Origin of the sequence: Chitinibacter sp. FCG-7 (genome assembly GCF_040047665.1) — a bacterium.
Lineage (GTDB): Bacteria > Pseudomonadota > Gammaproteobacteria > Burkholderiales > Chitinibacteraceae > Chitinibacter > Chitinibacter mangrovi.
Genome location: NZ_CP157355.1, coordinates 2,768,050 through 2,793,307, shown reverse-complemented (window position 1 = coordinate 2,793,307; position 25,258 = coordinate 2,768,050). Strand labels below are relative to the sequence as shown.

At 51.5% G+C, this 25,258-nt stretch carries 27 protein-coding genes and 1 tRNA gene; 18 read left to right on the top strand and 10 right to left on the bottom strand.

The window, feature by feature from the left end:
• Nucleotides 1-406: 406 nt before the first annotated feature.
• A complete protein-coding gene (gene trfA, locus ABHF33_RS13235) occupies nt 407-1,345 on the bottom strand; it encodes a plasmid replication initiator TrfA (protein WP_348944391.1) in 939 nt (312 codons plus the stop codon).
• Entirely contained in the window at nt 1,329-1,613 is a 285-nt protein-coding gene (locus ABHF33_RS13230; protein ID WP_348944390.1) for a hypothetical protein, read from the bottom strand. Before ABHF33_RS13230 ends, trfA begins: the two co-directional genes overlap by 17 nt.
• Nucleotides 1,614-1,678: 65 nt before the next feature.
• Here ABHF33_RS13230 and ABHF33_RS13225 point away from each other — a divergent pair, with 65 nt between their 5' ends.
• Nucleotides 1,679-2,044 carry a hypothetical protein gene (locus ABHF33_RS13225; RefSeq protein WP_348944389.1) on the top strand — a complete coding sequence of 122 codons (366 nt, stop codon included), beginning with the start codon at nt 1,679-1,681 and terminating at the stop codon, nt 2,042-2,044.
• The gene (locus tag ABHF33_RS13220; protein ID WP_348944388.1) at nt 2,034-3,035 is read left to right on the top strand and encodes a phage integrase; all 1,002 of its coding nucleotides are present in this window, start codon (nt 2,034-2,036) and stop codon (nt 3,033-3,035) included. The genes ABHF33_RS13225 and ABHF33_RS13220 overlap by 11 nt, the downstream gene beginning before the upstream one ends.
• A 47-nt stretch (nt 3,036-3,082) precedes the next feature.
• Here the strand turns inward: ABHF33_RS13220 and ABHF33_RS13215 are convergent.
• The 6 genes from ABHF33_RS13215 to rpsU all read right to left on the bottom strand — a co-directional run bounded on the left by ABHF33_RS13215 (nt 3,083) and on the right by rpsU (nt 8,415).
• Nucleotides 3,083-3,159: transfer RNA gene (locus ABHF33_RS13215), tRNA-Ile, on the bottom strand.
• Between the two features lie 47 nt (nt 3,160-3,206).
• On the bottom strand, nt 3,207-5,141 hold the full coding sequence (gene rpoD / locus ABHF33_RS13210) for an RNA polymerase sigma factor RpoD (RefSeq protein WP_348944387.1): 1,935 nt from the start codon (nt 5,139-5,141) through the stop codon (nt 3,207-3,209).
• Nucleotides 5,142-5,260: 119 nt separating this feature from the next.
• On the bottom strand, nt 5,261-7,195 hold the full coding sequence (dnaG, locus tag ABHF33_RS13205; RefSeq protein ID WP_348944386.1) for a DNA primase: 1,935 nt from the start codon (nt 7,193-7,195) through the stop codon (nt 5,261-5,263).
• A gap of 4 nt (nt 7,196-7,199) precedes the next feature.
• Nucleotides 7,200-7,634, bottom strand: coding sequence for a GNAT family N-acetyltransferase (locus tag ABHF33_RS13200; protein WP_348944385.1), 435 nt, complete (start codon nt 7,632-7,634; stop codon nt 7,200-7,202).
• A 3-nt stretch (nt 7,635-7,637) separates the two neighbouring features.
• Nucleotides 7,638-8,078 carry a GatB/YqeY domain-containing protein gene (locus ABHF33_RS13195; protein ID WP_348944384.1) on the bottom strand — a complete coding sequence of 147 codons (441 nt, stop codon included), beginning with the start codon at nt 8,076-8,078 and terminating at the stop codon, nt 7,638-7,640.
• Between the two features lie 124 nt (nt 8,079-8,202).
• Entirely contained in the window at nt 8,203-8,415 is a 213-nt protein-coding gene (gene rpsU, locus ABHF33_RS13190) for a 30S ribosomal protein S21 (RefSeq protein WP_157670867.1), read from the bottom strand.
• A 175-nt stretch (nt 8,416-8,590) separates the two neighbouring features.
• Between rpsU and tsaD the strand changes: the two genes are divergently transcribed.
• The 3 genes from tsaD (at nt 8,591) to ABHF33_RS13175 (ending at nt 10,973) form a co-directional block, all read left to right on the top strand.
• Nucleotides 8,591-9,616: a tRNA (adenosine(37)-N6)-threonylcarbamoyltransferase complex transferase subunit TsaD gene (tsaD, locus tag ABHF33_RS13185; RefSeq protein ID WP_348944383.1), complete on the top strand. Its 1,026-nt coding sequence runs from the start codon at nt 8,591-8,593 to the stop codon at nt 9,614-9,616.
• Between the two features lie 261 nt (nt 9,617-9,877).
• Nucleotides 9,878-10,642 carry an IS4 family transposase gene (locus ABHF33_RS13180; protein ID WP_348944382.1) on the top strand — a complete coding sequence of 255 codons (765 nt, stop codon included), beginning with the start codon at nt 9,878-9,880 and terminating at the stop codon, nt 10,640-10,642.
• A gap of 79 nt (nt 10,643-10,721) precedes the next feature.
• The gene (locus tag ABHF33_RS13175; protein WP_348944381.1) at nt 10,722-10,973 is read left to right on the top strand and encodes a hypothetical protein; all 252 of its coding nucleotides are present in this window, start codon (nt 10,722-10,724) and stop codon (nt 10,971-10,973) included.
• A gap of 52 nt (nt 10,974-11,025) precedes the next feature.
• On the opposite strand, the gene ABHF33_RS13170 is transcribed toward ABHF33_RS13175, so the two are convergent.
• Nucleotides 11,026-11,673 carry a fumarylacetoacetate hydrolase family protein gene (locus ABHF33_RS13170; protein WP_348944380.1) on the bottom strand — a complete coding sequence of 216 codons (648 nt, stop codon included), beginning with the start codon at nt 11,671-11,673 and terminating at the stop codon, nt 11,026-11,028.
• Between the two features lie 13 nt (nt 11,674-11,686).
• Nucleotides 11,687-12,607, bottom strand: coding sequence for a CobD/CbiB family protein (locus ABHF33_RS13165; RefSeq protein WP_348944379.1), 921 nt, complete (start codon nt 12,605-12,607; stop codon nt 11,687-11,689).
• A 195-nt stretch (nt 12,608-12,802) separates the two neighbouring features.
• Here ABHF33_RS13165 and ABHF33_RS13160 point away from each other — a divergent pair, with 195 nt between their 5' ends.
• The 13 genes from ABHF33_RS13160 to ABHF33_RS13100 all read left to right on the top strand — a co-directional run bounded on the left by ABHF33_RS13160 (nt 12,803) and on the right by ABHF33_RS13100 (nt 25,257).
• Nucleotides 12,803-13,396: a superoxide dismutase gene (locus tag ABHF33_RS13160; RefSeq protein ID WP_348944378.1), complete on the top strand. Its 594-nt coding sequence runs from the start codon at nt 12,803-12,805 to the stop codon at nt 13,394-13,396.
• 579 nt (nt 13,397-13,975) lie between these two features.
• Nucleotides 13,976-15,964, top strand: coding sequence for a glycosyl hydrolase family 18 protein (locus ABHF33_RS13155; RefSeq protein WP_348944377.1), 1,989 nt, complete (start codon nt 13,976-13,978; stop codon nt 15,962-15,964).
• 270 nt (nt 15,965-16,234) lie between these two features.
• A complete protein-coding gene (gene gspG, locus ABHF33_RS13150) occupies nt 16,235-16,669 on the top strand; it encodes a type II secretion system major pseudopilin GspG (protein ID WP_348944376.1) in 435 nt (144 codons plus the stop codon).
• 13 nt (nt 16,670-16,682) lie between these two features.
• The gene (locus ABHF33_RS13145) at nt 16,683-17,861 is read left to right on the top strand and encodes a type II secretion system F family protein (RefSeq protein ID WP_348944375.1); all 1,179 of its coding nucleotides are present in this window, start codon (nt 16,683-16,685) and stop codon (nt 17,859-17,861) included.
• Entirely contained in the window at nt 17,858-19,516 is a 1,659-nt protein-coding gene (locus ABHF33_RS13140) for a GspE/PulE family protein (RefSeq protein ID WP_348944374.1), read from the top strand. The genes ABHF33_RS13145 and ABHF33_RS13140 overlap by 4 nt, the downstream gene beginning before the upstream one ends.
• A complete protein-coding gene (locus tag ABHF33_RS13135) occupies nt 19,497-20,288 on the top strand; it encodes a hypothetical protein (RefSeq protein WP_348944373.1) in 792 nt (263 codons plus the stop codon). Before ABHF33_RS13140 ends, ABHF33_RS13135 begins: the two co-directional genes overlap by 20 nt.
• Entirely contained in the window at nt 20,285-20,863 is a 579-nt protein-coding gene (locus ABHF33_RS13130) for a hypothetical protein (protein ID WP_348944372.1), read from the top strand. The genes ABHF33_RS13135 and ABHF33_RS13130 overlap by 4 nt, the downstream gene beginning before the upstream one ends.
• Nucleotides 20,860-21,384 carry a hypothetical protein gene (locus ABHF33_RS13125; RefSeq protein ID WP_348944371.1) on the top strand — a complete coding sequence of 175 codons (525 nt, stop codon included), beginning with the start codon at nt 20,860-20,862 and terminating at the stop codon, nt 21,382-21,384. Before ABHF33_RS13130 ends, ABHF33_RS13125 begins: the two co-directional genes overlap by 4 nt.
• Nucleotides 21,384-21,926: a hypothetical protein gene (locus ABHF33_RS13120; protein ID WP_348944370.1), complete on the top strand. Its 543-nt coding sequence runs from the start codon at nt 21,384-21,386 to the stop codon at nt 21,924-21,926. Before ABHF33_RS13125 ends, ABHF33_RS13120 begins: the two co-directional genes overlap by 1 nt.
• Nucleotides 21,923-23,911 carry a secretin N-terminal domain-containing protein gene (locus tag ABHF33_RS13115; protein WP_348944369.1) on the top strand — a complete coding sequence of 663 codons (1,989 nt, stop codon included), beginning with the start codon at nt 21,923-21,925 and terminating at the stop codon, nt 23,909-23,911. Before ABHF33_RS13120 ends, ABHF33_RS13115 begins: the two co-directional genes overlap by 4 nt.
• A gap of 3 nt (nt 23,912-23,914) precedes the next feature.
• Nucleotides 23,915-24,388 carry a type II secretion system protein gene (locus tag ABHF33_RS13110; protein ID WP_157670853.1) on the top strand — a complete coding sequence of 158 codons (474 nt, stop codon included), beginning with the start codon at nt 23,915-23,917 and terminating at the stop codon, nt 24,386-24,388.
• Complete coding sequence (locus tag ABHF33_RS13105) at nt 24,363-24,755, top strand: type II secretion system protein (protein ID WP_348944368.1); 393 nt, start codon at nt 24,363-24,365, stop codon at nt 24,753-24,755. Before ABHF33_RS13110 ends, ABHF33_RS13105 begins: the two co-directional genes overlap by 26 nt.
• Nucleotides 24,715-25,257: a type II secretion system protein gene (locus tag ABHF33_RS13100; protein WP_348944367.1), complete on the top strand. Its 543-nt coding sequence runs from the start codon at nt 24,715-24,717 to the stop codon at nt 25,255-25,257. Before ABHF33_RS13105 ends, ABHF33_RS13100 begins: the two co-directional genes overlap by 41 nt.
• Nucleotide 25,258 lies beyond the last annotated feature (1 nt).

Here is a 25,258-nt window from a genome sequence, read left to right as displayed (position 1 = left end):
TCAGATTATTCCCTTTATATTCATGATGATACATTGTTTTTAAGCATTATTTTCCTGTGTTCTATAACGGTATTGTCTGTGCCATATAACGGCACTACCTGTGCCAGATAACGGTATGTCATGTGCGCTATAACGGTATTTTCTGTGTCTCATAACGGCATTTCCTGTGCCGTATAACGGTATTTTCTGTGTGCCATAACGGTACGCATTTGGTCGATTTTGTCTGTTGCCGAGTCGTAACCATCGAAGTTATCCACGAAATTACTGCGTAAATTCTGCATCATGACTGGCGAACGCCCACAGTCATATGCCTGCTAGACAGGCTATGCATTGCAAATAGTTGGGTAAGAAAATGTGAGCAGCCCTGACTTATCGGATATCTAGGGCAGCAGGCAATAGGCCGCAACTACGTCTTGTGGCGCTGTAAGTATTTTTTCTGGGAAGGTGTTGGCGTTCTGGTCACATGCACCAGATTGCCCTCGAACGTGGCTTGAAACACTTGGCTGTGGCTGGCTGCAACCGTGGTAATTAAAGCGAATGCAGAACGCAAATCCCGCTTAAACCCATAAGGATCACGGTTTTCACTCCCACACAAACTATGGAGCGTATCAACTGAATAGGCATAGGGCTTGGCATGGGTTGAGTAAAACCCATGCAGCCAAAGCGCCAAAGGATGCCCTGCTAATTGTTGCCGCAATTCCCAATCGAGTGCAGTCCATTGGTCTTTTTCAAATAAGTAACGCAGCTTTGGATTTAGCTTAATTACATAGTGTCGTGTGGCATGGTCACGCGTAACCGAATCAATCAGGCTGCCTTCGTAGGCCAATGCGCCATTTTGAATGTCTAGTGCAGTCGCATTGAGTCTACTGAGACGGCGATTCAGCAACTTGCGATTCGGGCCCGTATCTTCCAATCTGATCAACTTCAGCAACTGATAAGCTGTGACACTGCATTCATCGCCCAAATGTCGCGCCCGCGTGGCATGCAAAACCGACTCCCATACGGTCAGATCAAATTGATCCAAGCTCGGGCCAGTATAGAAAACGGATGTGCCGGACAGTGCGAAAATTAATTTGCGTTCCAAATATTCGGGCTGACGTCGATACTGAATACCAAATAGCGCACTTCGTAACAGCACGTTTGGGATAGCACGCGCAATCTCCGCCCACAACGGTAGATAGAGTTTTTCATGCGGAACTTGGTCTATGTGCTTTTGCAGCTGAAGCATCTGGCGCGCACGAATATCTTCGACAAGCCCCAGCAATTCCTGCTTTGCACTCACACCACACCCTTCTGGCTTAAGTGAAACATATAGCTCAGGAATAGCATTAAAGCTTGAATTCACGCTCTAGCAGCTGCTTATTCAATAAAGCAATATTTACGAAGCTATATTTGCCAATTTTGACCATTGGCCAGTACCCCTTATCAGCCTGAGCATTCAATACCCCTTCTGGTAAACCAATCAGCTGTGCAAAACGCTGACGGGTCATCAGTGGAACATTTTGTGAATTGACACTTAAAGGTAGATTGCCTGTTTCCATTTCATTTCCTTCGCACAGATTTATCGTGGCACATAAAGCCACGATAACCCATTGCACTGCAATAATCAACATATCGTGGCTTTTTGAGTTACGATATGATCAAAATGCCCCTCAAACCATTTATCGCCGGATAGCACATGGACAACACTGACTTACGGGAAAGAATGATTCTCGTCATAAATGAGACGGTGACTAGCTCAAGGCTTAGATACATTTGGCTGGAGTCACATACGGGCGTGGCTCAAGAGAAATGGAAAAAATTATGTAATCGCAAACAGAATCCAACTAGTGAGCTAATTGAAGCGCTCTGCAACATAAACCCTCAGTTCAGTGAATGGATCGTGTGCGGGCGACTCTCAAATGAGCTGCAGCTTCAGCCTCAAGACCCACTGAATGCAGCGATACGCTTAGTGTGGCATGAGGAACAACCAGTGATAGCCGAAAAAATCAAAAAACTGGCCGACTCCATAAATGCGGAACAGGGCCTTAAATATGGCGATTAAGAAAGCTAGCTCAGGATGGCTCGTGGACATCCAACCCGGTGGGCGCGGTTTCAAACGCTATCGCAAGAGCTTTGCCACCAAAGCTGAAGCATTGGCTTGGGAAACGTGGGTTAAAGGTCAGATTCAACAAGAACCTGACTGGCAACCCAAGAAGCGCGATACGCGCAAGCTAAGCGAATTGCTAGAACTGTGGTGGGTCAATCATGGCCAGCAGCTTCGTGCGGGTAAAAACACTCACTCTCGCCTGCAGCTATTAATTAACGCAATCGGGAACCCGGTGGCTGATCAGTTTTCCGCCGATGATTTTGCGGCCTACCGCGCTAAGCGTCTGGTGGCCGGGATTTCAGCAAATGCCATCAACCGTGAACACGCCTACTTGCGCGCCATGTTTAATGAACTGAAGCGTCTCAATCACTGGAGCGGCGACAATCCGCTATCGGAAATACGCAGCTTCAAGATTGTTGAGAAAGAGCTGAGTTTTCTCACCAATGAACAGATAAAAATCCTCTTTGCGGCACTAGAGGCAAGCAGTAATCCCGATGCGCTGATCGTTAGCCAGATTTGCCTATCGACTGGCGCACGGTGGAGCGAAGCTGAAGAGCTACGCTCTACACAGCTCAGGCAAGGTGCAATCGAATACGCCATGACTAAAAGCGGGCGCAATCGCACCATACCGATTTCAACGGAATTAGAAGCGCAGCTAAAGACGATAGCGAAAGATGGCCGTCATCGGCTTTTTGCTAGCTGCTATTCAGCGTTTAGGGAAGCGGTAGATCGTTCGGGATTAAAGCTACCAGACGGGCAACTCACTCACGTACTGCGCCACACCTTTGCCAGCCATTTCATGATGAATGGGGGCAATATTCTGACGCTGCAACGTGTACTCGGCCATAGCGACTTGAAGATGACTATGCGCTACGCGCACTTGTCGCCAGAACATTTGCAAGAGGTTAGAAATTTGAATCCGCTGGCGCGGTTGACACTTGGTTGACAGTAGACAAGAAAAAAGGACTTAGCCGAAGCTAAGTCCTTGATTTTTGGTGGGCCCACACGGACTTGAACCGTGGACCAAAGGATTATGAGTCCTCTGCTCTAACCAACTGAGCTATAGGCCCGTAATCGTTTGAACTTGGCGTACACCAAGTTCTACAGAGGGGCTATTTTACTGCTCACTTGCCGCATTTTCAATGAAAGATTTCAATCTTTCTGAACGCGTTGGGTGACGCAGCTTACGCAGCGCCTTGGCTTCGATCTGACGGATACGCTCGCGCGTGACGTCAAACTGTTTACCCACTTCTTCCAAAGTATGATCCGTACTCATATCAATACCGAAGCGCATGCGCAGCACTTTGGCTTCGCGTGGCGTTAGCGTATCGAGTACTTCCTTGGTGGCTTCACGCAGACCGGCATAGACCGCAGCATCAGCTGGGGCCATATTATTCTGGTCCTCGATAAAGTCGCCCAAGTGCGAGTCGTCGTCATCACCAATCGGTGTTTCCATCGAAATCGGTTCTTTGGCGATTTTCAAAATCTTGCGGATTTTGTCTTCCGGCATTTCCATGCGTTCAGCCAATTCTTCCGGCGTCGCTTCCAAACCAGTTTCTTGCAGGATTTGACGTTGAATACGGTTCATTTTGTTGATCGTTTCGATCATATGCACCGGAATCCTGATCGTCCGGGCTTGGTCGGCAATCGAGCGGGTAATCGCCTGACGAATCCACCAAGTGGCGTAAGTCGAGAACTTATAACCACGGCGATATTCAAATTTATCCACCGCTTTCATCAAGCCGATATTGCCTTCCTGAATCAGATCAAGGAATTGCAAACCACGGTTGGTGTATTTCTTGGCAATCGAGATCACCAAACGCAAGTTGGCCTCGATCATTTCACGTTTCGCACGGCGTGCTTTGGCCTCACCGGTACTCATTTGGCGTGAAATTTCTTTCAACTCTTTGATGCTGATGCGCGAATCGTCTTGCAGCTCGTTGAGTTTTTGCTGCTTTTCCATGATCGCGTGCTTGTAGCGATACATGACGCCTGAGTAGCTATGCTCAGCAGCAATTTCTTCCGGCACCCACGTCAGATCGGTTTCACGACCCGGGAACACTTTAATAAAGTGCTCACGCGGCATGCCGACACGACGTGTACACAGATCCATGATCTGACGCTCGTGCGTACGGATATCGTCGACCATGCCGCGCATCACATCGCACAGCGATTCAACTTGGCGTGCCGAGAAGCGGATCGTCTGGAATTCTGCAGCGATGGCTTGCTGGTATTCCTGATATTTCGGGCTATTGGTACCGTCTTTATCCAGCGCCGCCAGCATTTTGGCGTACAAATCACGCACGCGCTCGAAGCACTCACGCGCCTGAGTTTTCAGCAATTCCAGATTAGCGCTGGCTGCTGCTGCGCCACCATCGTCTTCATCTTCGTCTTCGTCGTCATCAGCCTCATCAGCAATGGCATCAGGATCGGGTAGATCCGGCTCTTGCTCTTCTTCTTCAACGGCGTTCGGGTCAATAAAGCCATCAATCACATCGTCGATGCGGATTTCATCGTTCAAACCCTGATCAACCAGATCGATAATCTGGCCAATGGTCGTCGGGCATGCAGAAATAGCGGTAATCATGTGACGCAAGCCGTCCTCGATCCGCTTGGCAATCTCAATCTCGCCCTCGCGTGTCAACAGCTCCACCGTACCCATTTCGCGCATATACATACGCACCGGGTCGGTTGTGCGGCCGAACTCGGCGTCCACCGATGACAGCGCTGCTTCAGCTTCCTCGGCGGCATCTTCATCGGCCACCGCTGCTGGCGCATCCGACATCAGCAGGTCTTCAGCGTCAGGCGCTTCGTCGTAGACCTGAATGCCCATATTCGAGATCATGCTGATAATGCCTTCGATCTGCTCGGCATCCAACATGTCTTCAGGGAGGTGGTCGTTGATTTCGGCGTACGTGAGGTAGCCGCGCTCTTTACCGAGCACAATCAGCGTTTTGAACTTGGCCTTACGCGCCTCAGGGTCCAGCTTTTCTGGCTCTGATTTGCCGCTCAATTCAGGATTTTCTTTGTCGTATTTTTTATCTGCTGCCATGACTCTACTTGGTGTGTCTAGCAAAACCGAAAATTATACCAGAACCGGGGCACTCTTGTCCCGAAGCTCTGATCCGTTTGGCAAAAATTTTGCCGTTCCTACCAAAAACAATCACTGCATCACTTTCGCAGCAAGAGCGCCAGATATTCCTCGCGCTCCTCATCAGTCAAACCGCCATTGGCATCGCGATATTCCAGCTGCGCCTTGCGATCCAGTGTAGAACTCCGATCCTGACTTTGCGCTGCTGTTTGCAAGGTATCTTGCAATTCGGCCAAGAGCTCAGCCTCGTCAAAACGATCAAACATGCTCTGAGATTCGGCCTGCACTTGCAATAAGCGCGCGTACAGTGGCTCATCGCGCCAATGCTCGAGCAAAACTTGTGGCAAAACTTCCGGCTGACTACGCACATACTGCAGAACTGTACGCACCAGCCCGGCAAATCCTTGCTGCGGCCAATCATTTTCCAACGGCTCGCACTTCGCGAGCAAAGCCGGCCGAAACAGGATGAGCTGCAAAACCCGCAGCAATGGATCTTGTCGTGGTCGCGGCGGCAAAGGCACTCGCTGCGGCTCATCATTGCGCCAGCGTTTACCCTGCCCGCCCGAATAACTCCCTTTGGGTTGCCATGGCTTTTGCTGAAACGATCGCCTCTGGCGCTGAAATCCAGCATGCTGAGCAGTATGATCCATCGCGAAATCAGCAGGTACATCACTGGAGTATTGCTCTATAGGATAAGACCCACCTGATTTAGCGGAAGATACCCCAGATAACAATAAGCTCATCTCTTCCATGGTTAGCTGACATAACTCTGCCAGACGTTTACTCAGCATGAGTTTCAAGATGGGGGCAAGCGTGAGCTGTTCAAGATAGGGCTGGGTGATACGCAATAATTTTGCCCGCCCCTCTTCCATTGTCAAATCCACCTGGGCGGACAATTCTTTCAATAAATATTGCGACAAGGGCAGCGCCTCCTGCGCGATCAATTGCTCGAATTGCGCCTTACCATATTCCTGCACATACGAATCGGGGTCATGCTCGGCGGGCAAAAACAGAAAGCGCAACTCCTTGCCATCACGCACTTCGGGCATGCTGTTTTCCAGCGCCCGCCACGCGGCACGCCGACCGGCCTTATCACCATCAAAGCCGAACACCACCTCATCGGCCAGCTTCAATAATTTGCGGATATGCTCCGGCGTACACGCCGTCCCCAGTGAGGCCACCGCGTATTCAATGCCGTGCTGATGCAGCATCACCACATCCATATAGCCTTCCGCGACCAGCACGCGGCCATGATCGCGAATCGCTGCGCGCGCCTGCGGCAGACCATACAATTCATGACCTTTGACAAACACCGGCGTCTCGGGCGAATTCAGGTATTTCGGCTCGCCCTGCCCCATAATTCGCCCGCCAAAGCCGATAATCTGGCTGCGCTGATTCATAATCGGAAACATCACCCGATCACGAAACCGATCATAGCGCTGACGAGTTTCTTCATTCTGAATCACCAGCCCGGCCTCAACCAAGACTGCATTCCAGTCGTAATCTGCAAACACAGCCTTCAAGGCAGGCTTGCCAAATTCACCACCTGCAAATCCCAGACCAAATCGCGCCGCGGTTTTACCCGTCACGCCGCGTTTTTTGAAATACTCAATCGCCTGTGGCGCGGTTTTTAACTGGGCGCGATAAAAATCAAACGCAATTTTGAGTACATCGTAAATACCTGGCGCTTTTTTCTGCTCTTCGGTTTGCGGTTTATCTTCCACCGGCACCTGCATACCCACCGACTCGGCCAACTGGCGTACGGCATCGGGAAAACTCAAGGCCTGATGCTCCATCACAAAGCTCAAGGCCGAGCCATGCGCACCACAGCCAAAGCAGTGATAAAACTGCTTGGTTTGACTCACGGTAAAGGAAGGGGATTTTTCTTTATGAAACGGACAGCAAGCCATGTAATTCTGGCCCGCTTTTTTGAGCGGCAAATAGCGCTCAACCACGTCAATAATATCTACGCGGTTGAGCAAATCCTGAATAAAATCCTCTGGAATACGCGCCATTTAGCTAATCCGGAGTCGCAACAAAACCAATTTTGACACCATCTTGAAAACCGCATCGGCGATAAAAATCCACCACACCAGCAGTACGCGCACTCGTTGAGAGCATCACCTTGTAGCAAGAGCGCTGCCAGGCCTCAGCCAAAGCGGCTTGCAAAACTGCACGGCCATAACCCTGCCCACGAAAGGCAGCCAAAGTCACCACATTCTCGATCAGTCCATACGGCCGCGCATTTCGACTTAAATTGGGCACAACAAGCAGCGTGCACGTGGCCACCAACACTCCATCCCGCTCTTTAACCCACACCAAAGAGCCTGAACGCATTTGTGCCCACGTCGATTCGACAGCCACCGGATCCAAAACTGGGTCTTCCGGATTCAATTCGCGCATAAGACGCAAATAGGCAGGCAAATCTGCCTGCCCAGCCAAGTGGACCGTCACGCCTTAAGCCAGTCGCGCTTTAATCAGCTTGCTCACCTCAGCCATATCAGCGCGGCCAGCCAGCTTGGGCTTTAGATCGCCCATGATTTTGCCCATGCTCGCTGGCGTGTTGCCATGCGTTGCAATTGCTTCATCAAGGAAGACTGCAATTTCTTCGGCGCTTAATTGTTGCGGCATATAACCCATCAATACTTCAACTTCGCTCTTTTCCTTGTCCGCCAAATCCTGGCGCTGCGCGGCTTCAAATTGCGAAATACTGTCTTTGCGCTGCTTGATCATTTTCTCAACGATTGCCGCCACGTCAGCATCGGTCAATTCAATACGCTCATCCACTTCGCGCTGCTTCATCGCGGCCAGCAACAAGCGAATCGTCCCCAAACGCTCGACCTGCTTTTCTTTCATCGCTGTTTTCATATCAGCGGTAATTTGCGCTTTCAAACTCATTTTTGACTCCCATCTAGCGTGCATCAACGAGGTGCAACAGTAGCAAACACAAAGGGTATAAACAACAAAAGGTCGCACATGGCGACCTTTTGCTTATTGCTGCAAACTTTAGCTAAGGATGAGCTTAGTAGAGTTTTGCTGGCAATTGCTGGCTACGCAGACGTTTGTGCTGGCGCTTAACAGCAGCAGCCAATTTACGTTTACGTTCAGCAGTTGGCTTCTCGTAGAACTCGCGAGCACGAAGTTCGGTGAGCAGGCCAGTTTTTTCAACAGAACGCTTGAAGCGGCGCATTGCTACTTCGAACGGTTCGTTTTCTTTAACGCGAACTGAAGGCATTAATCGAGTCCTGTAATAAAAAGCTATAGCCAAAAACGGCTAGAGAAACTAGTAAAGTGTGGCATTATCCCCAATTTCTCCACACTTGTCAAAGCCAGAAAACCATCTTGTGCTTTATTGTTGCGTCCACGCCAGCTACCATATTGTTTTTGTGGCTTCTGCAGGTTGGCAACACATGCTGGTTTTGGGAATTGAATCATCTTGCGACGAAACAGGCGTTGCATTATACGATACCGAGCGCGGTTTACTTGCGCACCAACTGCATACCCAGATCGCCATGCACAGCGAATACGGCGGGGTGGTACCCGAGCTGGCGTCGCGCGACCATATCCGGCGCGTACTGCCCTTAACAACCGCATGCCTGAAAGACGCCCAGCGCCAGCTGGCCGATATTGATGCGATTGCCTACACCGCTGGCCCCGGCCTTGCCGGTGCATTGCTGGTGGGCGCATCCGTGGCCAATGCCATGGCGTTTGCGCTCAATAAACCCACGATTGCCGTTCACCACCTGGAAGGGCACTTGCTCTCACCCTGCTTGGCCGATCCAGCACCACCATTTCCTTTTGTCGCACTGCTGGTTTCCGGCGGACACACCCAACTGATGGCCGTGCATGGCGTAGGCCATTATGAATTGCTCGGCGAAACGGTCGATGATGCGGCTGGCGAAGCGTTTGATAAATCAGCCAAACTACTGGGCTTGGGCTACCCGGGCGGACCGGCGCTTTCAAAACTGGCCGATACCGGCGACGCAAGCCGCTTCACCCTGCCCCGCCCGATGCTACATTCGGGCACGCTGGATATGAGTTTTTCCGGGCTTAAAACGGCGGTACTGAATTTAGTGACACAACAAACACAGGAAAAACCACTCGACGACGACACACGTGCCGATATTTGCGCGGCTTTTCAGGAAGCAATCGTTGAGGTATTGGTCAAAAAGTCGCTCGCAGCTCTCAAACAGACCGGGATGAAGCGGCTGGTCATTGCCGGCGGGGTTGGTGCCAATCGCCAATTGCGCGCAGCACTGGACGATGCGGCAAAAAAACGCAAACTAGAAGTGTTTTATCCGCCGATGGCGCTGTGTACCGACAACGGCGCAATGATTGCCTATGCAGGCGCTCAACGCCTGCAATTTCAGCAGACCGCAGGATCATTCGCGATTCAGCCACGCTGGGATTTGGCCAGCCTAGACAAGGTCAGCTAGGGTATAACCATAAAGTCTAATACTGACGAGCTTTTCCAGCCAATACCCCACCTTGATAGGTCGATGGCAAGTTTTCTGCTCGCAGTACAATGCCAAGGCCCATGCTAAACCATTCCGGAACAACCTAGGCGCTTTGAGCTTGCACAATATGATGACGACATTAAAAAAACCGCCACACAGGCTAATGCCGTTCACTTAAGCCAAGTGAACGGCATTTTTCTGCTCATCGCAACCCTATTCCACGTACCATCACGGCTTTTTATGCCGACCCAACGCGTTCGCTCTGAGCTTGACTACGACTTTGCCACTCTCTCTGCTGCGATTGATCCGCAGTGGATTGCACAGGCGCCAGCAGCAACGGGAACTGCCAGTATCCGCAAGCGTAAAATGCCCGCCGAGCAAGTCATCTGGCTGGTCATCGCTCTGGCCTTGTTTCGCCGCCAATCCATTGCAGAAGTCGTTGTTCATCTCGATTTGCTACTCCCCAATGAGCACGATCCCGACATTGCCAATAGCGCACTGACGCAAGCTCGGCAACGGTTAGGGGAAGAACCCCTAGCGCAACTTTTTTCGCTTTGCGCCCGCGCTTGGGATACACGCCATCAGCGTGGTCAAAGCTGGCGAGGCTTGGCACGTTATGCCATTGATGGGACGACGTTGCGCACCAGTGACACTCCAGAGAATCGCCAGCACTTTGGCGCACAGGCCTATGCATCGGAGGTGGTCTCCAGTTACCCGCAGCTGCGGATGGTTACCTTAACCGCTCTGGCAACTCACCTCGTCCGCGAGGTGGTGTTTGGCGAGTATGGTAAGAATGAAATGTTGTATGCACAGGAAGTGATTGAATTGATTCCCGATTATTCACTCACCGTCCTCGACAAAGGATTTCTGAGTGCCGAAATCTTACTGCCACTCCAGCTCAATGGTCAGCAGCGGCATTGGCTGATCCCCGCCAAAAGCAATACCAAATGGGAGCGCCTCGAGTCGAACGAACGAGACTATCGCGTGAAGAATCACACTACGTAGCGGCACGCCAGCGACGGTGCGACAAGAGGTTTGGGGCGCCTTACTCGCCTACAATTTGGTTCGATTAGAAATGGTCGAGGTGGCGAAAGAAGTAGGCGCTGCAGCGACCGATCTGAGCTTCCAAATGGCACTGGGCTATTTGCAGTATGAATGGAGTTGGCTGGCGACCAATAGCCCCGGCAAGATTCCGAAACAATTGCACCATCTTCGTGAACGTCTGAGGGAATTATTACTACCCAAACAACGACGGGGGCGTGAATGCCCCCGTGTGGTCAAAGCCCTACCCAAACGCTATCCGACACGAAAAATCATGAAAACAGACCTTAAGTGAACGGCATTAGCCACACAGGCGGTTTTTTTAATTCAGTACAAATCAAACCAATTCAGACGACCGCAAAACTTTCCTGCACAAAGCCCGGCCAATCCAACGTGAGCACATCCCCCACCACAATCGGGCCAACCCCCTCGGGCGTGCCGGTATAAATCAAGTCACCCGGTTGCAGGGTGAATTTATCCGACAGCCAGGCAATCAGCTGCGCCACCGAAAAAGCCATATCCTGCGTGTGCGCAGACTGCCGCAACTGACCATTAATGGTGAGCGTAAACGCCTGATTCGCCGGATCGAGGCCTTCTGCAGCCACAAAGCGGGTCATCACGGCGGCACCGTCAAAACCTTTGGCCAAAGTCCATGGATTACCCGCTTTTTTGGCTTGCGCCTGCACATCACGCGCAGTCAGATCCAGCCCCAGCGCATAGCCAGCCACATGATGAAGCGCATCAGCCTCGGCAATCTGCTTACCGCCTCGGCCAATCAACACCAGTAGTTCCAGCTCATGGTGCACATCACGCGACCACGATGGCAGGACAATCGTCTCACCACTTTGCAACACGGCGGAATTGGGCTTGATAAAGAACATCGGCTCGTCAGCGATGACAGAATCCATTTCTTTGGCGTGCGCCAAATAATTACGCGCGACGCAGAAAATATTATTGACAGTATATTGCTGCACACCAAGCCGAATAATAGCCATAGCGACATACCCCCTAAGACAACCACTGCGCAATCGAGAACAGCAAGATCACCGCCAACCACAAAATGGCTGCCCGCCACACCAGCGCCACCGCACTCACCAGATCATCGGTACTGGCTTGCGCGCCCACCCCCAACTCGGGACGGAATTTCACCGTGTGATCCTGATGCAGCGCCTCACCAAGGCGCACACCCAGCGCGCCCGCAGCAGAGGCCAGCAAAATGCCGTAATCCTGATCCATCCATTGGGCTGCCTGTTCGCGCCAGCAATACACAGCATCTTCAAAGTTGCCAACAATCGCAAAGCTGACCGCAGCCAGGCGTACCGGAATAAAATCAAGCACATCCATTGCCGTATCGGCAAAACGGCCAAAAGCATCGCCATGACCGCCCCACTTTTGCTGTAGCAAGCTTGCCGCACGATACAGCACCGCCCCAGCAGGGCCGGCAAACCACGACAAGGCGACAAACCAGAAAATCGTGCCAAATACATAACGGTGCGAATCAATCACCCCTTGCTCTATCGTCAAACGGGCAATTTCCGGCTCGCTCAACTCGGATGTTGATTGGCCAGTCCAATCGGCCAGCATCTGGCGCGCACCATCCAGATCATTGCGCTGCAAGGCCTTGGAAATTCCGGTAAAGGCATAGCTGAACTGGCGAAAACCCATTAGTAGATACAGAACCAGCACATTCCACAACATGGCCGCCACAAAACCCAGCTCGGCAAGCAGCACATACCCCCCCACCGCACCCAGCAACAACGGGATCACAGCGAGCAGCCAGGCATATACCCCATTGCGATACTCGCCCGCATTCAGATTACGCGCCATTTGATTGGCAATACGCACAAACAGCAAATAGACGGGATTGCGGTTACTGATCGGACGCAACTGCTCCAGGGCCAAAGCCAAAATCAACGATAAAATACTCATAGCTCACCATGATGAAGGGCCATCCGCCAACATACAGCAAATAGCCAACTACTTTTTGCGCCCAGCTTGCTGCGACACGAATACTTTCACGATACCATAGCGCACGAGAGCAAACCAAACAGAACAACGCCTCTTGAAAAATGTCGCCACAGCGCCATATCTCAAACGATGACCACCCAACCGGAGAAAAATCTCATGGAACATAAACTACCCGAACTGCCGTACGCACAAGACGCCCTAGCGCCATTCATGTCGGCTGAGACTTTGTCATTTCACTACGGCAAACATCATCAGACCTACATCACCAATCTGAACAACCTGATCAAGGGCACCGACAACGAGAGCAAATCGCTCGAAGAAATCGTAAAAACTGCCCCAGCAGGCGGCTTGTACAATAACGCAGCGCAAACTTGGAACCACACCTTCTTCTGGTTCGGTTTTGCACCTAACCCAGCCGGCGAAGACCGCGCACCTGCTGGCGCACTGGCTGATGCCATCAACGCCAAATGGGGTTCTTTCGACGAATTCAAGAAGGCGTTTAACGCATCTGCAGCTGGCAACTTCGGTTCGGGCTGGACTTGGTTGGTAAAAAAAGCTGACGGCAGCGTTGACATCGTTAACACCGGCGCAGCGGGCACACCACTAACCACAGCCGATACCGCTCTGCTGACCTGTGACGTTTGGGAGCACGCTTACTACATCGACTACCGCAACAGCCGCCCGAACTACCTGGAAGGTTTCTGGAAACTGGTTGACTGGAACGTCGTCGCTAACCGTTTTGCGGCCTAATTTCCACAGCAGTTACACAAAACGGTAAATAAATTTACCTGAATAAAAAATAAAAAGAGCGCCAACTGGCGCTCTTTTGTTTTTTGTTTCACCGCAAAAAATACCACCGCGCATTTGAACAGCCAAGCTGAAAAGTGGTATTAGCCAAGCAAATCATAAGGTCTCCAAAGCAATCACCGTTCTGCAGTCGAATACACTCCAGCACCCCTTCCCCCAACTGGTACTATTCACACTTTGTACACCCCAACAAAAACTTACAACATACAAAAGACCAAGGTTTTATTGGGTTCGTCTGTGAAGCCGCACTATTGACAACATTTCCGTAGTCTGCAAAATTACCGCTACACAACGATCAGATCGACACCTAACCCAAGTGTTTTCAGATTTGAATGTTGAGGTGACTGGTATCTAAAAAAACCGCCAGCACCGAATGTTTACAATCGGCAAATCTCTCGCTCGTGCGCAAAACGACGATCAAGTGATGTGTTCCTACCGATTGTAAGTCGCAAGAGGCTTTTGCCACCTTGTTTGCAGTGAGTAAACAAAACGACGCCCATTCTAAGGATGAGAGGAAACACAATGAACTTTCGTTTAACCGCAATTTCTGCTGTTGTTGCATTCGCTTCATCAGCTTCTTTCGCTGCTACCGCTTGGAACAGCACCACCGTTTACACTGGCGGCGAAATCGTGACCTACCAAGGTACCGACTACAAAGCTAAATGGTGGACACAAGGCAATGTACCCGGCGCAGAACAATGGGGCCCTTGGGAAGCACAAGGTCCTGTAAGCGCAACACCAGTTCCAACAGCGACAACGGCACCAACTGCTACACCAGCTACCACTGCAACTAGCGCCCCAACTGCAACACCAAAACCAACTGCAACCGCAACGCCAGCTACTGGCACTTGTGTTGACGCAGTATGGAACAGCTCAACTGCATACACTGGCAGCCAGAAAGTTAGCTACAACGGCCGCACTTACCAAGCACAATGGTGGACTAGTGGTGATCAGCCAGATCTGAACACTGGCTCAGGCAAACCTTGGAAAGATCTAGGCGCTTGCGGCCCAGTCGTTGCAACACCAACACCAACCGCTACTGTTGCCCCAACCGCAACGCCAGTGGTAACTGCAACACCAAAACCAACGGCTACACCAGTTGTAACTGCTACGCCAACACCAACGGCAACACCAGTTGTAACTGCTACACCAACACCAACAGCAACACCAGTTGGCCCAACGCCAACACCAGCAGTAACGCCAACCGTGCCACCAAGCACTGGCGCAAAACAAGTTGGTACTTACTTTGCTGAATGGTCAATCTACGGCCGTAAATTCTTCCTGAAAAACGTACAGGACAGCGGCCAAGCAGCCAAACTAACCTTCCTGAACTACTCATTCGGTAACGTTTACAAACAAGCAGACGGCACTTACAAGTGTCAAGCCAACATCAACAAAGCTGAAACAGGTAACCAAGACGGCGGCGACGCTTGGGCTCTGTATCAGAAAGGTTTTGCTGCCAACGAGTCTGTTGACGGCGTAGCTGATGCTTGGGGCGCCGACGGCACAGGCAGCCTGAAAGGTAACTGGAACCAGCTGAAAAAACTCAAAGCCAAAAACCCGAACATGAAAGTGTTGATTTCTCTGGGTGGCTGGACTTGGTCTAAGTGGTTCTCTGCTGCTGCATCAACTGATGCACTACGTAAGACTCTGGTAGCTTCTTGTATCGACGTGTGGATCAAAGGCAACTTGCCGTTTGATGCTGCATCGAACGCAGGTGGCGCAGGCACTGGCGCTGGCGTATTTGACGGTATCGATATCGACTGGGAATACCCAGGCGTTCAAGGCATCGGCACCAACACTGTTTCAGCTGCTGACAAAGAAAACAACACCTTGCTGATGAAAGAATTCCGTGCACAACTGGATGCAATCACTGCGCAAACTGGCAAACGCTACTTGCTGACCGTTGCAATCGGTGCTGGCGACGAGAAAATTGCTGCAACCGTACCAGGCGAATACAGCAAATACCTCGACTGGATCAACATCATGTCTTACGACTACAACGGCGGCTGGGATGCTGCAGGTCCAACAGACTTCCAGTCTAACCTGTACCAAGATCCTGCAAGCCCACGCACTGTAGATCCGAAAACCGGCAAAGTGAGCAAGTACTACACTGACGCTGCTGTGAAAGATTTGATCGCACGCGGCGTACCAGCTGTTAAATTGCACATCGGCGTTCCATTCTACGGCCGCGGCTGGACTGGCGTGACTAATGTCAACAACGGTCTGTACCAAAAAGCCACCGGCGCAGCGAAAGGCACTTACGAGTCAGGCATTGAAGACTACAAAGTACTGAAAACTGCACCAGGCACTGAGTACATCCACCCAGTGACTCAGCAAACCTACAAGTTTGACGGTTCAACTTTCTGGTCTTATGACACACCACGTGACATCAAACTGAAAGCTGACTACGCCAAATCAATGGGCATGGGCGGTATCTTCAGCTGGGAAGCAGATGGCGACACGGCCAACGGCGAGCTGGTTGAAGCAATGACTCACATCAACAAGTAATTAATCAAGTTACAAACCACCTTGAAAACCCCAACTTCGGTTGGGGTTTTTTTATTTAAATCCTGACAGGATCTTTGCATCAGCATATTGTACATCCCAAGCCCACCACCAAGGCCAAGTAAACGGGCAAAGCCGCATAAATACTGGGTTTTTCAGTTGCACAACCGACGAAAAAGCCTTGATTTTCAGACTGCTTGGCAGTTAGGATGTCAGCTTGAGGATGGCAACAAATTACATCTCGACAATAAAGATACCCACACGAGATTCATTATGAAAAAGCTTCGTTTTCCGCGTTTGGCTCAATCTGGCTTCACCCTGCTGGAGCTGCTGGTCGTGCTGTTGATTATCGCTTTGCTGGCCGGCTATGTTGGCCCGAAATTGTTTGGTGAGGTTGGCAAGGCCAAAACCAAAACTGCCGCCAGCCAGATGAAATCGATTGCCGATGCCCTCGACCATTACCGTCTTGATACCGGCCGCTATCCAAGCACCGAACAAGGCCTCAATGCGCTGGTTAAAAAGCCCGCTGACGAGAGCAAATGGAATGGCCCTTATCTGATGAAAGACGTGCCAAATGATCCTTGGGACAAACCGTACGAATACCGTATTCCTGGTGAGAATGGCCGCGACTATGATTTGCTGACCTACGGTCTGGATGGCAAAGCAGGCGGCACAGGTGAAGACGCTGATGTTAGCTACTGGCAATAACGGTTAGCGCGATATGCACTACAAGGTTAAAGCCCTCGCGGCAGGCGTGCTGCAGGAACTGGAGCTGGACGCTGCCAACCCGGACGAGTTACGCAGCCAGCTAGCCAGCAAAGGCCTGCAGCTTGTCAGCTTTCAGGCGGAGCGTCAGCTGGGATTTTCATTCGGTAAAAATGAATTCCAGGTTTCTCTCTTCACTCAGGAGCTGATTGCCCTGCTCGAGGCTGGTTTGACGCTGGTCGAGGCCATGGAAACGCTAAAAGAGAAAAGCGGCCATGATCAGAACCGCACCGTGCTCACCCGCATGATTGAAGGTCTGTATCAGGGCCTGCCTTTGTCCAAAGTACTGGCGCAAATGCCCAATCTGTTTCCACCGCTGTATATCGCCACCGTGGGTTCAGCAGAAAAAACCGGCCATCTGGCCGATGCGCTTAAACGCTATCACCACTATGAAACGCGGCTGGCTGCGGTAAAGAAAAAGATCGTTGCCTCGCTGGTATATCCTTTGGTGGTGATCGGCATTGGTGGCAGCATTATGCTGTTCCTGCTGTTTTACGTGATTCCAAAATTCAGCCAGATTTACGCCTCGATGCGCAATCTGCCCTTTGCCGCCCAAGTGATGTTGTGGTGGGGTGATCTGGTTCACCAACACGGGCAAGTGATTTTTGCTAGCATCATCGCTACGCTGGTCGGCAGCTATTTACTGTTTAAAACCGATGCCGCGCAAACAATGTTGCGCGAAATCTTCTGGAAGCTACCCAAGCTCGATAGCTATCGCCGACTGTTTTCGTTAACCCGGTTTTACCGAACCCTTGGCTTGCTACTGTCAGGTGGTCTGTCGATTGTTGCTGCACTGGAACTGGCGGCACAGCTGCTACCCGCCCAGATGCGGCTGGCCCTCTCGCAAGCACTGGTTGATATCAAATCCGGCCAGCAGGTCTCAGCGACCTTGCCCAAATACGGGCTGACCACGCCAGTAGCCGAGCGCTTGCTGCGCGTAGGCGAGCAAAGTGGCGAATTGGCCACCATGATGGAGCGCGCCGCGCAGTTTTGCGATGAGGAGCTGGATCGGGCCATTGAAATGTTCACCCGCCTGTTCGAGCCGATTCTGATGTTGATTATCGGTATTTTGATTGGTGGCATCGTATTTTTGCTTTATATGCCGATTTTTGAGTTGGCCGGGAATATGCAATGAGCGAACTCACGCTTGATCTTATCCAGCATCTGCGCACGACAGGCGGCAATCAGCCGCTGCCGATGCTGGTTCAGCAGTCACTTGGCTTAACCGATGAGGGGTATTGCTCTGAAGTCAGCAGCTACCTTGGCATTCCAGCCATTACCCGGGAGGAGTTATATCAACTCAAACCGCGTTATGATTTGCTGTCATTCGGCGATGCTGCCGCACACCACTGCTTTCTAGCCGAAAGCTCACAGCATGGCACCGTGCTGGTCATGTCGGACCCATTCAGCCCAGTGGTGCGCAACTGGGCGCAGCAGCGAATTACTGTCGCCTTCCGCTCGGCGTTCGCGCATTACGAAGTACTGCAAACTTACTTCAACGAATACGAAACCTCGCACCGGGCGATGGAGCAACTCGGCGGCGGAGAAAACGCAGAAATCAGCAATGATGGCGTTACCGAGATTTCGCTCTCGACGCTCTCACAAGACGCGAATCCGGTCGTCAAACTGGTTAACTCGACGCTGTATGACGCACTGAAGGCCAAAGCGTCCGACATTCACATGGAAACCACGCCATCGGGTATGACCATTAAATACCGGATTGATGGAGTACTGCTGCATGCGGGCGGCACCAATGGTGCCGATAAGGCCGAACAGATTATTTCGCGACTGAAAGTACTGGCTGAGCTGGATATTTCTGAACACCGTATTCCTCAAGATGGGCGCTTTAAAGCACTGATCAATAATCGCGATATCGACTTTCGTGTCTCTATCATGCCGTCCATCCACGGCGAAGATGCCGTATTGCGGATTCTGGACAAACAAGGCGGCGGCGATACGTTCAAGCAATTGCGCCTGGAAACGCTGGGCCACGAAGAGCAAACCATGGCCGCCATCCGCGGCCTATCGCACGAGCCCTATGGCCTACTGCTAGTTACCGGCCCGACTGGCTCGGGTAAATCAACGACGCTGTATGCCACACTATCCGAAATTAATAATGGTGAAGAAAAAATCATCACCATTGAAGACCCAGTCGAGTATCAGCTACCTGGCGTCTTGCAGATTCCGGTCAACGATAAAAAGGGCCTGACTTTTGCCCGTGGTTTGCGCTCGATTTTGCGGCACGATCCGGACAAAATCCTGGTCGGCGAGATTCGTGACGGAGAAACCGCCAATATTGCGGTGCAAGCGGCATTGACCGGTCACTTGGTACTCACTTCGGTGCATGCGAATAATGCCTTCTCGGTGATTGATCGTTTTATTCATATGGGCGTTGAGCCAAACAGCTTTGTCGATGCCTTGATTGGCGTTGTTGCCCAACGACTGATCCGTAAAGTCTGCCCGCACTGCGTGGGCGATGATCAACCCGAAGAGAGTTTACTGATCAGTTCGGGCTTAAGCACAGAACAGGTCAAGGGCTGGAAATTCCGTAAAGGCGCAGGCTGCCCCGCGTGCCGCAATACTGGCTATCTGGGCCGCAAAGCCATTGCCGAGGTCTTGCGTCTGGACGATGACATGAAGCAGGCCATTGCCAATCATGCACCCGCCGTTGAACTGAAAAAAATCGCCTTGGCAAAAGGCTTTGTCTCGATGCGACAAATCGCGGTGAACGCGGTTTCTCGTGGAGAAACCACCTTGCAGGAAATCAACCGTGTCACCTTTGTTGATTAAACATCACGCCTGCTTTGGCAAGCAACGCGTCCGGCTTAGCAGCCTGTCCCTGTCAGGGGAGGTACTCAGCCGCCGCCGTGGCACAATTGATCCATCACCGGATGTGCTGGTATCACGATTGCAGGATTTGCTGAGCAATACGCCGCGCGGCAAGCTGGGGCTGGACCAGATCAAGCTGATTTTTGGTTCACCCTGGGTGCGTTACGCGTGCCTGCCATGGCAGGACTCGCTCAATAAAGATGCGGACTGGGAAAATTATGCCCGCATTATTCTGGCTCAGCAGTATGGCGTCAGCGCTGAGAACTGGCGGGTTCGTGTCTCAGCGGGTGCCTATGGCAAACCACGCGTTGCCGCAGCGATTGAAGAAGGGCTGTATCAAACTATCGTCGAGCTCTGCCGCGCCAGCAAGCTGAAACTAGCCGAAGTTGAACCGCTGTTTACCACCGCATCCAATCAGCATCGACGCGCGATGAAAGATCGCGAACACGCGTTGATGGTGGTGGAAACATCACATGCGATTGTTGGTTTTTACCGTGAAAATGCCTGGCAAGGCGTTATTGCACTGCCAATCCAGATCGACAATGCCGAAATGGCAGGCTCATTGTCAGCCATTGTGCGCGAAGCGGCTGTGTTATCGGGTCAATTTTTGCCGGAACATATTTATCTGACTTCGTCCGATCTGGCGCTATCGAGTATCAAGGCTGCAGACTTTGATTTTGAATGGCTAGGCGCGGCGCATCCGCAGTTTATAGCTGGCGAGGTTCACGCATGAAAACCTTGCAACTTGATTTTAATCGCAATCCCAGCGTCGTTCCTTGGCTTGGTTTGCTCCTCACTGTGCTTGGCATTGTTGCGGTGCTGTGGGTGATGACTCAACTGGATGTCGCCAAAGAAAACAAGGCACAAATCGAGATTCGCGAAGATGAAGTCGCCTTGCGAATCAAGCAGCTGGAAAGCAAGCGCCTTGCTGCGCAACAAGCCTCACCTGTATCGGAAAAAGTGGGCAAAATTGTGCTGTCGCAAACATTCAGCCCTGAAGCTGGCATTGCCGTACTGGAAGAAGTCTGGTTACCAGAAATAGCACTGACCAGATTGGAAGTGGCCAATCTGGAGCGCGATATCAAGCTGGAACTGGAAGCCAAAACACTGAATGATGTTCTGCTCTTTGTGGATCGACTCAATCAGCACCCAGCAGTCAAACAAGTCTCTTTAGCGCGCAATTCCAGCAAGGTTGGCGATCCGTTCAAACCAGCTGTCGCATCGATTGAAATTTTTTGGCGCGATGACCGCCCCAGCGAAACCAAAGCCTCGGCCATCACCAGCATATCTACAGGAGCAGTACGATGAAAAAATCGCAAATGCTCTATTACTTGCGGCTAATTCCCAAGTACGCTGGGGTGCTGGGTCTGGCTGGTCTGGGTTTACTCGGTTTTGCTTTGTTGCTCTATACACAGGATCTGAAGCCGTTCGAGCAAGATCTGGTCGAGCGTGAAGTCGAGCTGGAGCGAAAATTCCGCTCTTTGCGTACGCCCATTGAAGCCAGTAGCGTCGCAGCAGAGTTACCCAAACTCAATCAGGCCGATACCTTCACTTTCTTTTTGCGTCGACTCAATGAAGTTGCCCAGAAAAATCAGGTTGACATCAATCAGGTCGATTACAAATCTCAAGTTGAAGCCGATGGCAAACTCAAACGCTTTAGCCTGCAGTTTCCGGCAACCGCACGGTATATTCAATTCCGCCGTTTTACTGCAGCCATGGAACAGATCCCGGGTGTGCGAATCGAAGCAATCAATATGCAACGTCAGTCGATTGGTGACGAACAATTGTCCATCCAAATCCAGCTCTCCTATCTGACGGAGGTACGTTGATGTTATCCCGTCCTATGCAGTTTGTGCTGGGGGGCACGCTGGCTTTAACGGCTTACACATTCTGGAGCGATTCGCAGCATGAGGCCGAGCTGGAATCGACCGCCAGACCTGTGCCGCGCAGTATCGCCAGTGCGATCAAGCAAAGTACCATCGCATCGGAAGCAAGCGCAGCCAGCAGCATTGCAAGCAGTGCCAGCGAGGCGATGAGCCTTTCCGACTTATTTCCAAAACAAAACTGGGCCCCGCCGCCGCCAAAACCGACTGCGGTTCCAAAACCGACCCCGACGCCAGTACCCGTGGCGCCGCCATTTCCATTACAAATCACATCGACCTGGCACGATAAAGTCAGTGATTACTATGTGCTGGAAGGTCAAGGCCAATCTCTGGTTTTTTGTTCGCGTTGCGACACTCTGGGCCGCATCCAGCCAGGAGACTCCTTCATGGGGGTCTATCGGCTGGATAAACTAAGCCGTGATGTTCTAACGATTACCTATTTACCACTTAATCAGCAGCAATCGCTGCCGACAGGAGGAACGCCGTGAAACGTGCGTTAATGACCTCAATTATTTCTCTGGCCTTTCTGGGCGGCTGTGCAGCAGACATGGCACGCTATGAAGCAGAAAATCAGCTCGATGCGGGCAACCCCGAAGCTGCACTTAAAACATTGAAAGCGCAGCTTGCCAGCTCGCCCAATGATCTGAAGCTGCGCGGGGCTTATCAAAACAACGTTTATAAGTTCGTTCTGAACTTGCTGGCGCAAGGCGATCAGGCTCGTCAACAAGGCAATACTGCGTTGGCCATGAGCAGCTACCAGCAGGTTTTACAGTGGGACAGCAGCAATATCCGCGCACAGGAAGGGATTCGTTATATTGAAATCGGGATACGTCACGATTCCATTCTGCGTTACGCCCGCGAAAACAAGGATAGCAAGCCTGATGAAGTCCTCGGAATTGTCAGCCAGGTTTTGCTGGATAATCCGCGCAATGTGCAAGCACAAACGATTAAAAATGAAATTGAAAATCGTAAATCACGCGAAGTCAGCCTGCGGCCAGCACTAGCTCAAGCGCTAAAGAGCCCGATTTCTTTGCAGTTTCGCGATCAGAGTATGATGAGTGTCTTTGACATCATCTCCAGAATTGGCAAAGTCAACTTCATTTTTGACAAGGATATTCCGCCAAATCTGAAAACGACGATTTACGCCCGTGATACCACAGTGGAAGACGTCATCAATCTGATTCTGGCAACCAATCAGCTCGACAAAAAAATCCTCAACGACAACACCATTCTAATTTATCCACGTCGCCCGGATAAAGATCGTGATTACAAAGACATGGTGATGCGGACATTCTATTTATCGAATGCCGACCCGAAACAGGTTCTGGCCATGATCAAACAGATGGTCAAAACCCGTGACGTTTACATTGACGAGCGATTGTCGATGCTGGTGATGCGCGACACGCCGGATGCCATTGCCGTGGCCGAGCGTCTGATTGCCGCACAGGATTTGCCGCAATCTGAAGTGCTGATGGAAGTGGAAATCCTCGAGGTCAGCAATAATGATGTACTCGACCTAGGTATACTCTATCCAGGCAGTGTCAGTGGTACTGTCTATGGCAATACCATCGGAAGCACGCCAGTTACAGTGACCAACACTGACGGCAGCAAAACAACAACAACGCCCACTAAAGTGGCCGGACAAATCACGCTGGATCAAATCAGCAATATCAATAAAAGCGATATTCTGGTCAACCTAGGCTCCCCAACGGTCACAGCCAACCTATTGCAATCGAAAGGCAATACCAACGTCTTGGCCAATCCAAAAATTCGGGTAAAAAATCGTGACAAAGCCAAATTCCTGATTGGTGACCGAGTGCCAGTTGTGACGACAACCACATCGAATGGCGTGAGTAGTGAAAGTGTAAACTACCAAGATGTCGGCTTAACGCTCAATGTTGAACCGATTCTGACAGTAGATAATGAAATCAGCGTCAAGGTCAATCTGGAAGTCTCGAATATTGTTAAATCAATTACGAGCAAAAGCGGTCTGATTGCTTACCAGATCGGTACTCGCCGCGCAGAAACCAATATGACCGCACGCGACGGCGAAACTCAGGTACTGGCAGGCTTGCTCTCACGCAACGAAACTGACACCGGTCAAGGGCTGCCTTTCCTGAGTAGCTTGCCAGTCTTGGATCGTATTTTTGGCACTAAGAAAACCGAAAACAACAAATCCGAGATTATTATGCTGATCACGCCACGCGTTGTCCGTACGCTGCCACTGCCATCATCGCATATCACCAGCTTTGACAGCGGTACAGAAGGCATGATCAGTACCGATCCACTGCGCCTGCGCCCATCGTCAACGTTTAATATTAATAATCAGGGTGGACAAGGTGGTACCTATATCCCACCCGCCCCTGCTCCGGCACCTGAAGTTCAGCCTGTAGCTCCCCAGCCCCAGGCTCCAACCGATGGCAATAGCAGTCAGCCTACACAGCCTTTTACGCGTGGATCGCGAGGACGCTAAGCGGTGAAATTGCAACGCGGCTTTACCCTGATTGAACTGATGGTCACACTGACCATTTTGGCTGTACTTGCGACAGTGGCTTTACCACTGTCGCAAGTCGCCTCGACCCGGAACCGGGAAGAAGAGCTGCGCCGCTCCCTCTGGCAAATCCGCAGCGCCATTGATCAATACAAGCTGGCCAGTGATGCAGGCAAAATCAGTAAATCGCTGGAAGATTCAGGCTATCCGCCAACGCTGGATATTCTGGTCGAGGGTAGCAAAGATCTGAAAGATCCGGGAGGACGCAAGATTTACTTCCTGCGCCGCATGCCGCGTGACCCATTTTGCGATTGCCCCAGCAAGAGCAATGCGCAAACTTGGGGCTTACGCAGCTATGCCAGCCCGCCTGAAGCCCCTGCCGAAGGTCGTGACGTGTATGATGTCTATTCTTTATCCCGCAATATTGGATTAAATGGTGTTAGCTACCGTGATTGGTAAGTCCCGTCGATTTGGTTTCACCCTGATTGAACTGCTGGTGGTGCTGGCAATTATGGCCAGCCTGCTCACTTTGGTGGTTCCTCGCTATTTCCAGCAAACTGATCGGGCACAGGAAACTGTGCTTAAACACAATCTGGTTGCCGTTCGTGAAGGGATCGACAAATTTTTTGCCGATACTGGCCGCTATCCAAATAGCCTGGAGGAAATGGTAGAGCGCAAATACCTGCGTGAAGTGCCGCTTGATCCAATCACCAACCGCCGTGACAGCTGGGTCATTATCAATGCCGAAGGCTCGCCTGGCGTTTATGATATCCGCAGCGGCTCTGATGCAACGGCCAAAGATGGCACGCTTTACAACACCTGGTAATCAACCGGCAAGCCGCAGCCGACTCAAGCGCACGCAACAAGGCTTTGCCTATATGTGGGCCTTGATGATGGTGCTGGTGATGAGTATTTATCTGGGCCAAGTCGGCGAAGCGTGGCAGAACCGCATCCAGCGCGCCAAGGAAGAAGAGCTGCTGCGCATGGGTGCTGAAATCAAAATGGCAGTCAAACGCTACAACGAAAACAATATTGGCGACAACCCGCAAACGGCCTACCCCAAAACCTTGCAAGACTTGGTACAAGACCCGCGAGTCGCTTTTCCCAAACGCTATTTGCGCAAGGCCTACAAAGACCCGATTACGGGGGATGACTGGCAATATATCGGCGCGCCCGGTGGAGGGTTTGTTGGTGTTGCCAGCAAATCGGGCTTAAAGCCGCTCAAGAACGCCAATTTCCCCGAAGACACCCCCGGCTTTGTCGATGCCAAATCGTATCAGGATTGGCGTTTTGCGCACTGGCCCAACCGGGGTGGCGGGCGTCGCTAAT

Excerpts from the sequence above, each read along its gene's own strand:
- ABHF33_RS13230 (WP_348944390.1), bottom strand. The coding sequence starts at position 1,613 with ATGTTGATTATTGCAGTGCAATGGGTTATCGTGGCTTTATGTGCCACG.
- ABHF33_RS13225 (WP_348944389.1), top strand. The coding sequence starts at position 1,679 with ATGGACAACACTGACTTACGGGAAAGAATGATTCTCGTCATAAATGAG.
- ABHF33_RS13220 (WP_348944388.1), top strand. The coding sequence starts at position 2,034 with ATGGCGATTAAGAAAGCTAGCTCAGGATGGCTCGTGGACATCCAACCC.
- rpoD (WP_348944387.1), bottom strand. The coding sequence starts at position 5,141 with ATGGCAGCAGATAAAAAATACGACAAAGAAAATCCTGAATTGAGCGGC.
- dnaG (WP_348944386.1), bottom strand. The coding sequence starts at position 7,195 with ATGGCGCGTATTCCAGAGGATTTTATTCAGGATTTGCTCAACCGCGTA.
- ABHF33_RS13195 (WP_348944384.1), bottom strand. The coding sequence starts at position 8,078 with ATGAGTTTGAAAGCGCAAATTACCGCTGATATGAAAACAGCGATGAAA.
- rpsU (WP_157670867.1), bottom strand. The coding sequence starts at position 8,415 with ATGCCTTCAGTTCGCGTTAAAGAAAACGAACCGTTCGAAGTAGCAATG.
- tsaD (WP_348944383.1), top strand. The coding sequence starts at position 8,591 with ATGCTGGTTTTGGGAATTGAATCATCTTGCGACGAAACAGGCGTTGCA.
- ABHF33_RS13180 (WP_348944382.1), top strand. The coding sequence starts at position 9,878 with ATGCCGACCCAACGCGTTCGCTCTGAGCTTGACTACGACTTTGCCACT.
- ABHF33_RS13170 (WP_348944380.1), bottom strand. The coding sequence starts at position 11,673 with ATGGCTATTATTCGGCTTGGTGTGCAGCAATATACTGTCAATAATATT.
- ABHF33_RS13165 (WP_348944379.1), bottom strand. The coding sequence starts at position 12,607 with ATGAGTATTTTATCGTTGATTTTGGCTTTGGCCCTGGAGCAGTTGCGT.
- ABHF33_RS13160 (WP_348944378.1), top strand. The coding sequence starts at position 12,803 with ATGGAACATAAACTACCCGAACTGCCGTACGCACAAGACGCCCTAGCG.
- ABHF33_RS13155 (WP_348944377.1), top strand. The coding sequence starts at position 13,976 with ATGAACTTTCGTTTAACCGCAATTTCTGCTGTTGTTGCATTCGCTTCA.
- gspG (WP_348944376.1), top strand. The coding sequence starts at position 16,235 with ATGAAAAAGCTTCGTTTTCCGCGTTTGGCTCAATCTGGCTTCACCCTG.
- ABHF33_RS13145 (WP_348944375.1), top strand. The coding sequence starts at position 16,683 with ATGCACTACAAGGTTAAAGCCCTCGCGGCAGGCGTGCTGCAGGAACTG.
- ABHF33_RS13140 (WP_348944374.1), top strand. The coding sequence starts at position 17,858 with ATGAGCGAACTCACGCTTGATCTTATCCAGCATCTGCGCACGACAGGC.
- ABHF33_RS13130 (WP_348944372.1), top strand. The coding sequence starts at position 20,285 with ATGAAAACCTTGCAACTTGATTTTAATCGCAATCCCAGCGTCGTTCCT.
- ABHF33_RS13125 (WP_348944371.1), top strand. The coding sequence starts at position 20,860 with ATGAAAAAATCGCAAATGCTCTATTACTTGCGGCTAATTCCCAAGTAC.
- ABHF33_RS13120 (WP_348944370.1), top strand. The coding sequence starts at position 21,384 with ATGTTATCCCGTCCTATGCAGTTTGTGCTGGGGGGCACGCTGGCTTTA.
- ABHF33_RS13105 (WP_348944368.1), top strand. The coding sequence starts at position 24,363 with ATGGTGTTAGCTACCGTGATTGGTAAGTCCCGTCGATTTGGTTTCACC.
- ABHF33_RS13100 (WP_348944367.1), top strand. The coding sequence starts at position 24,715 with ATGCAACGGCCAAAGATGGCACGCTTTACAACACCTGGTAATCAACCG.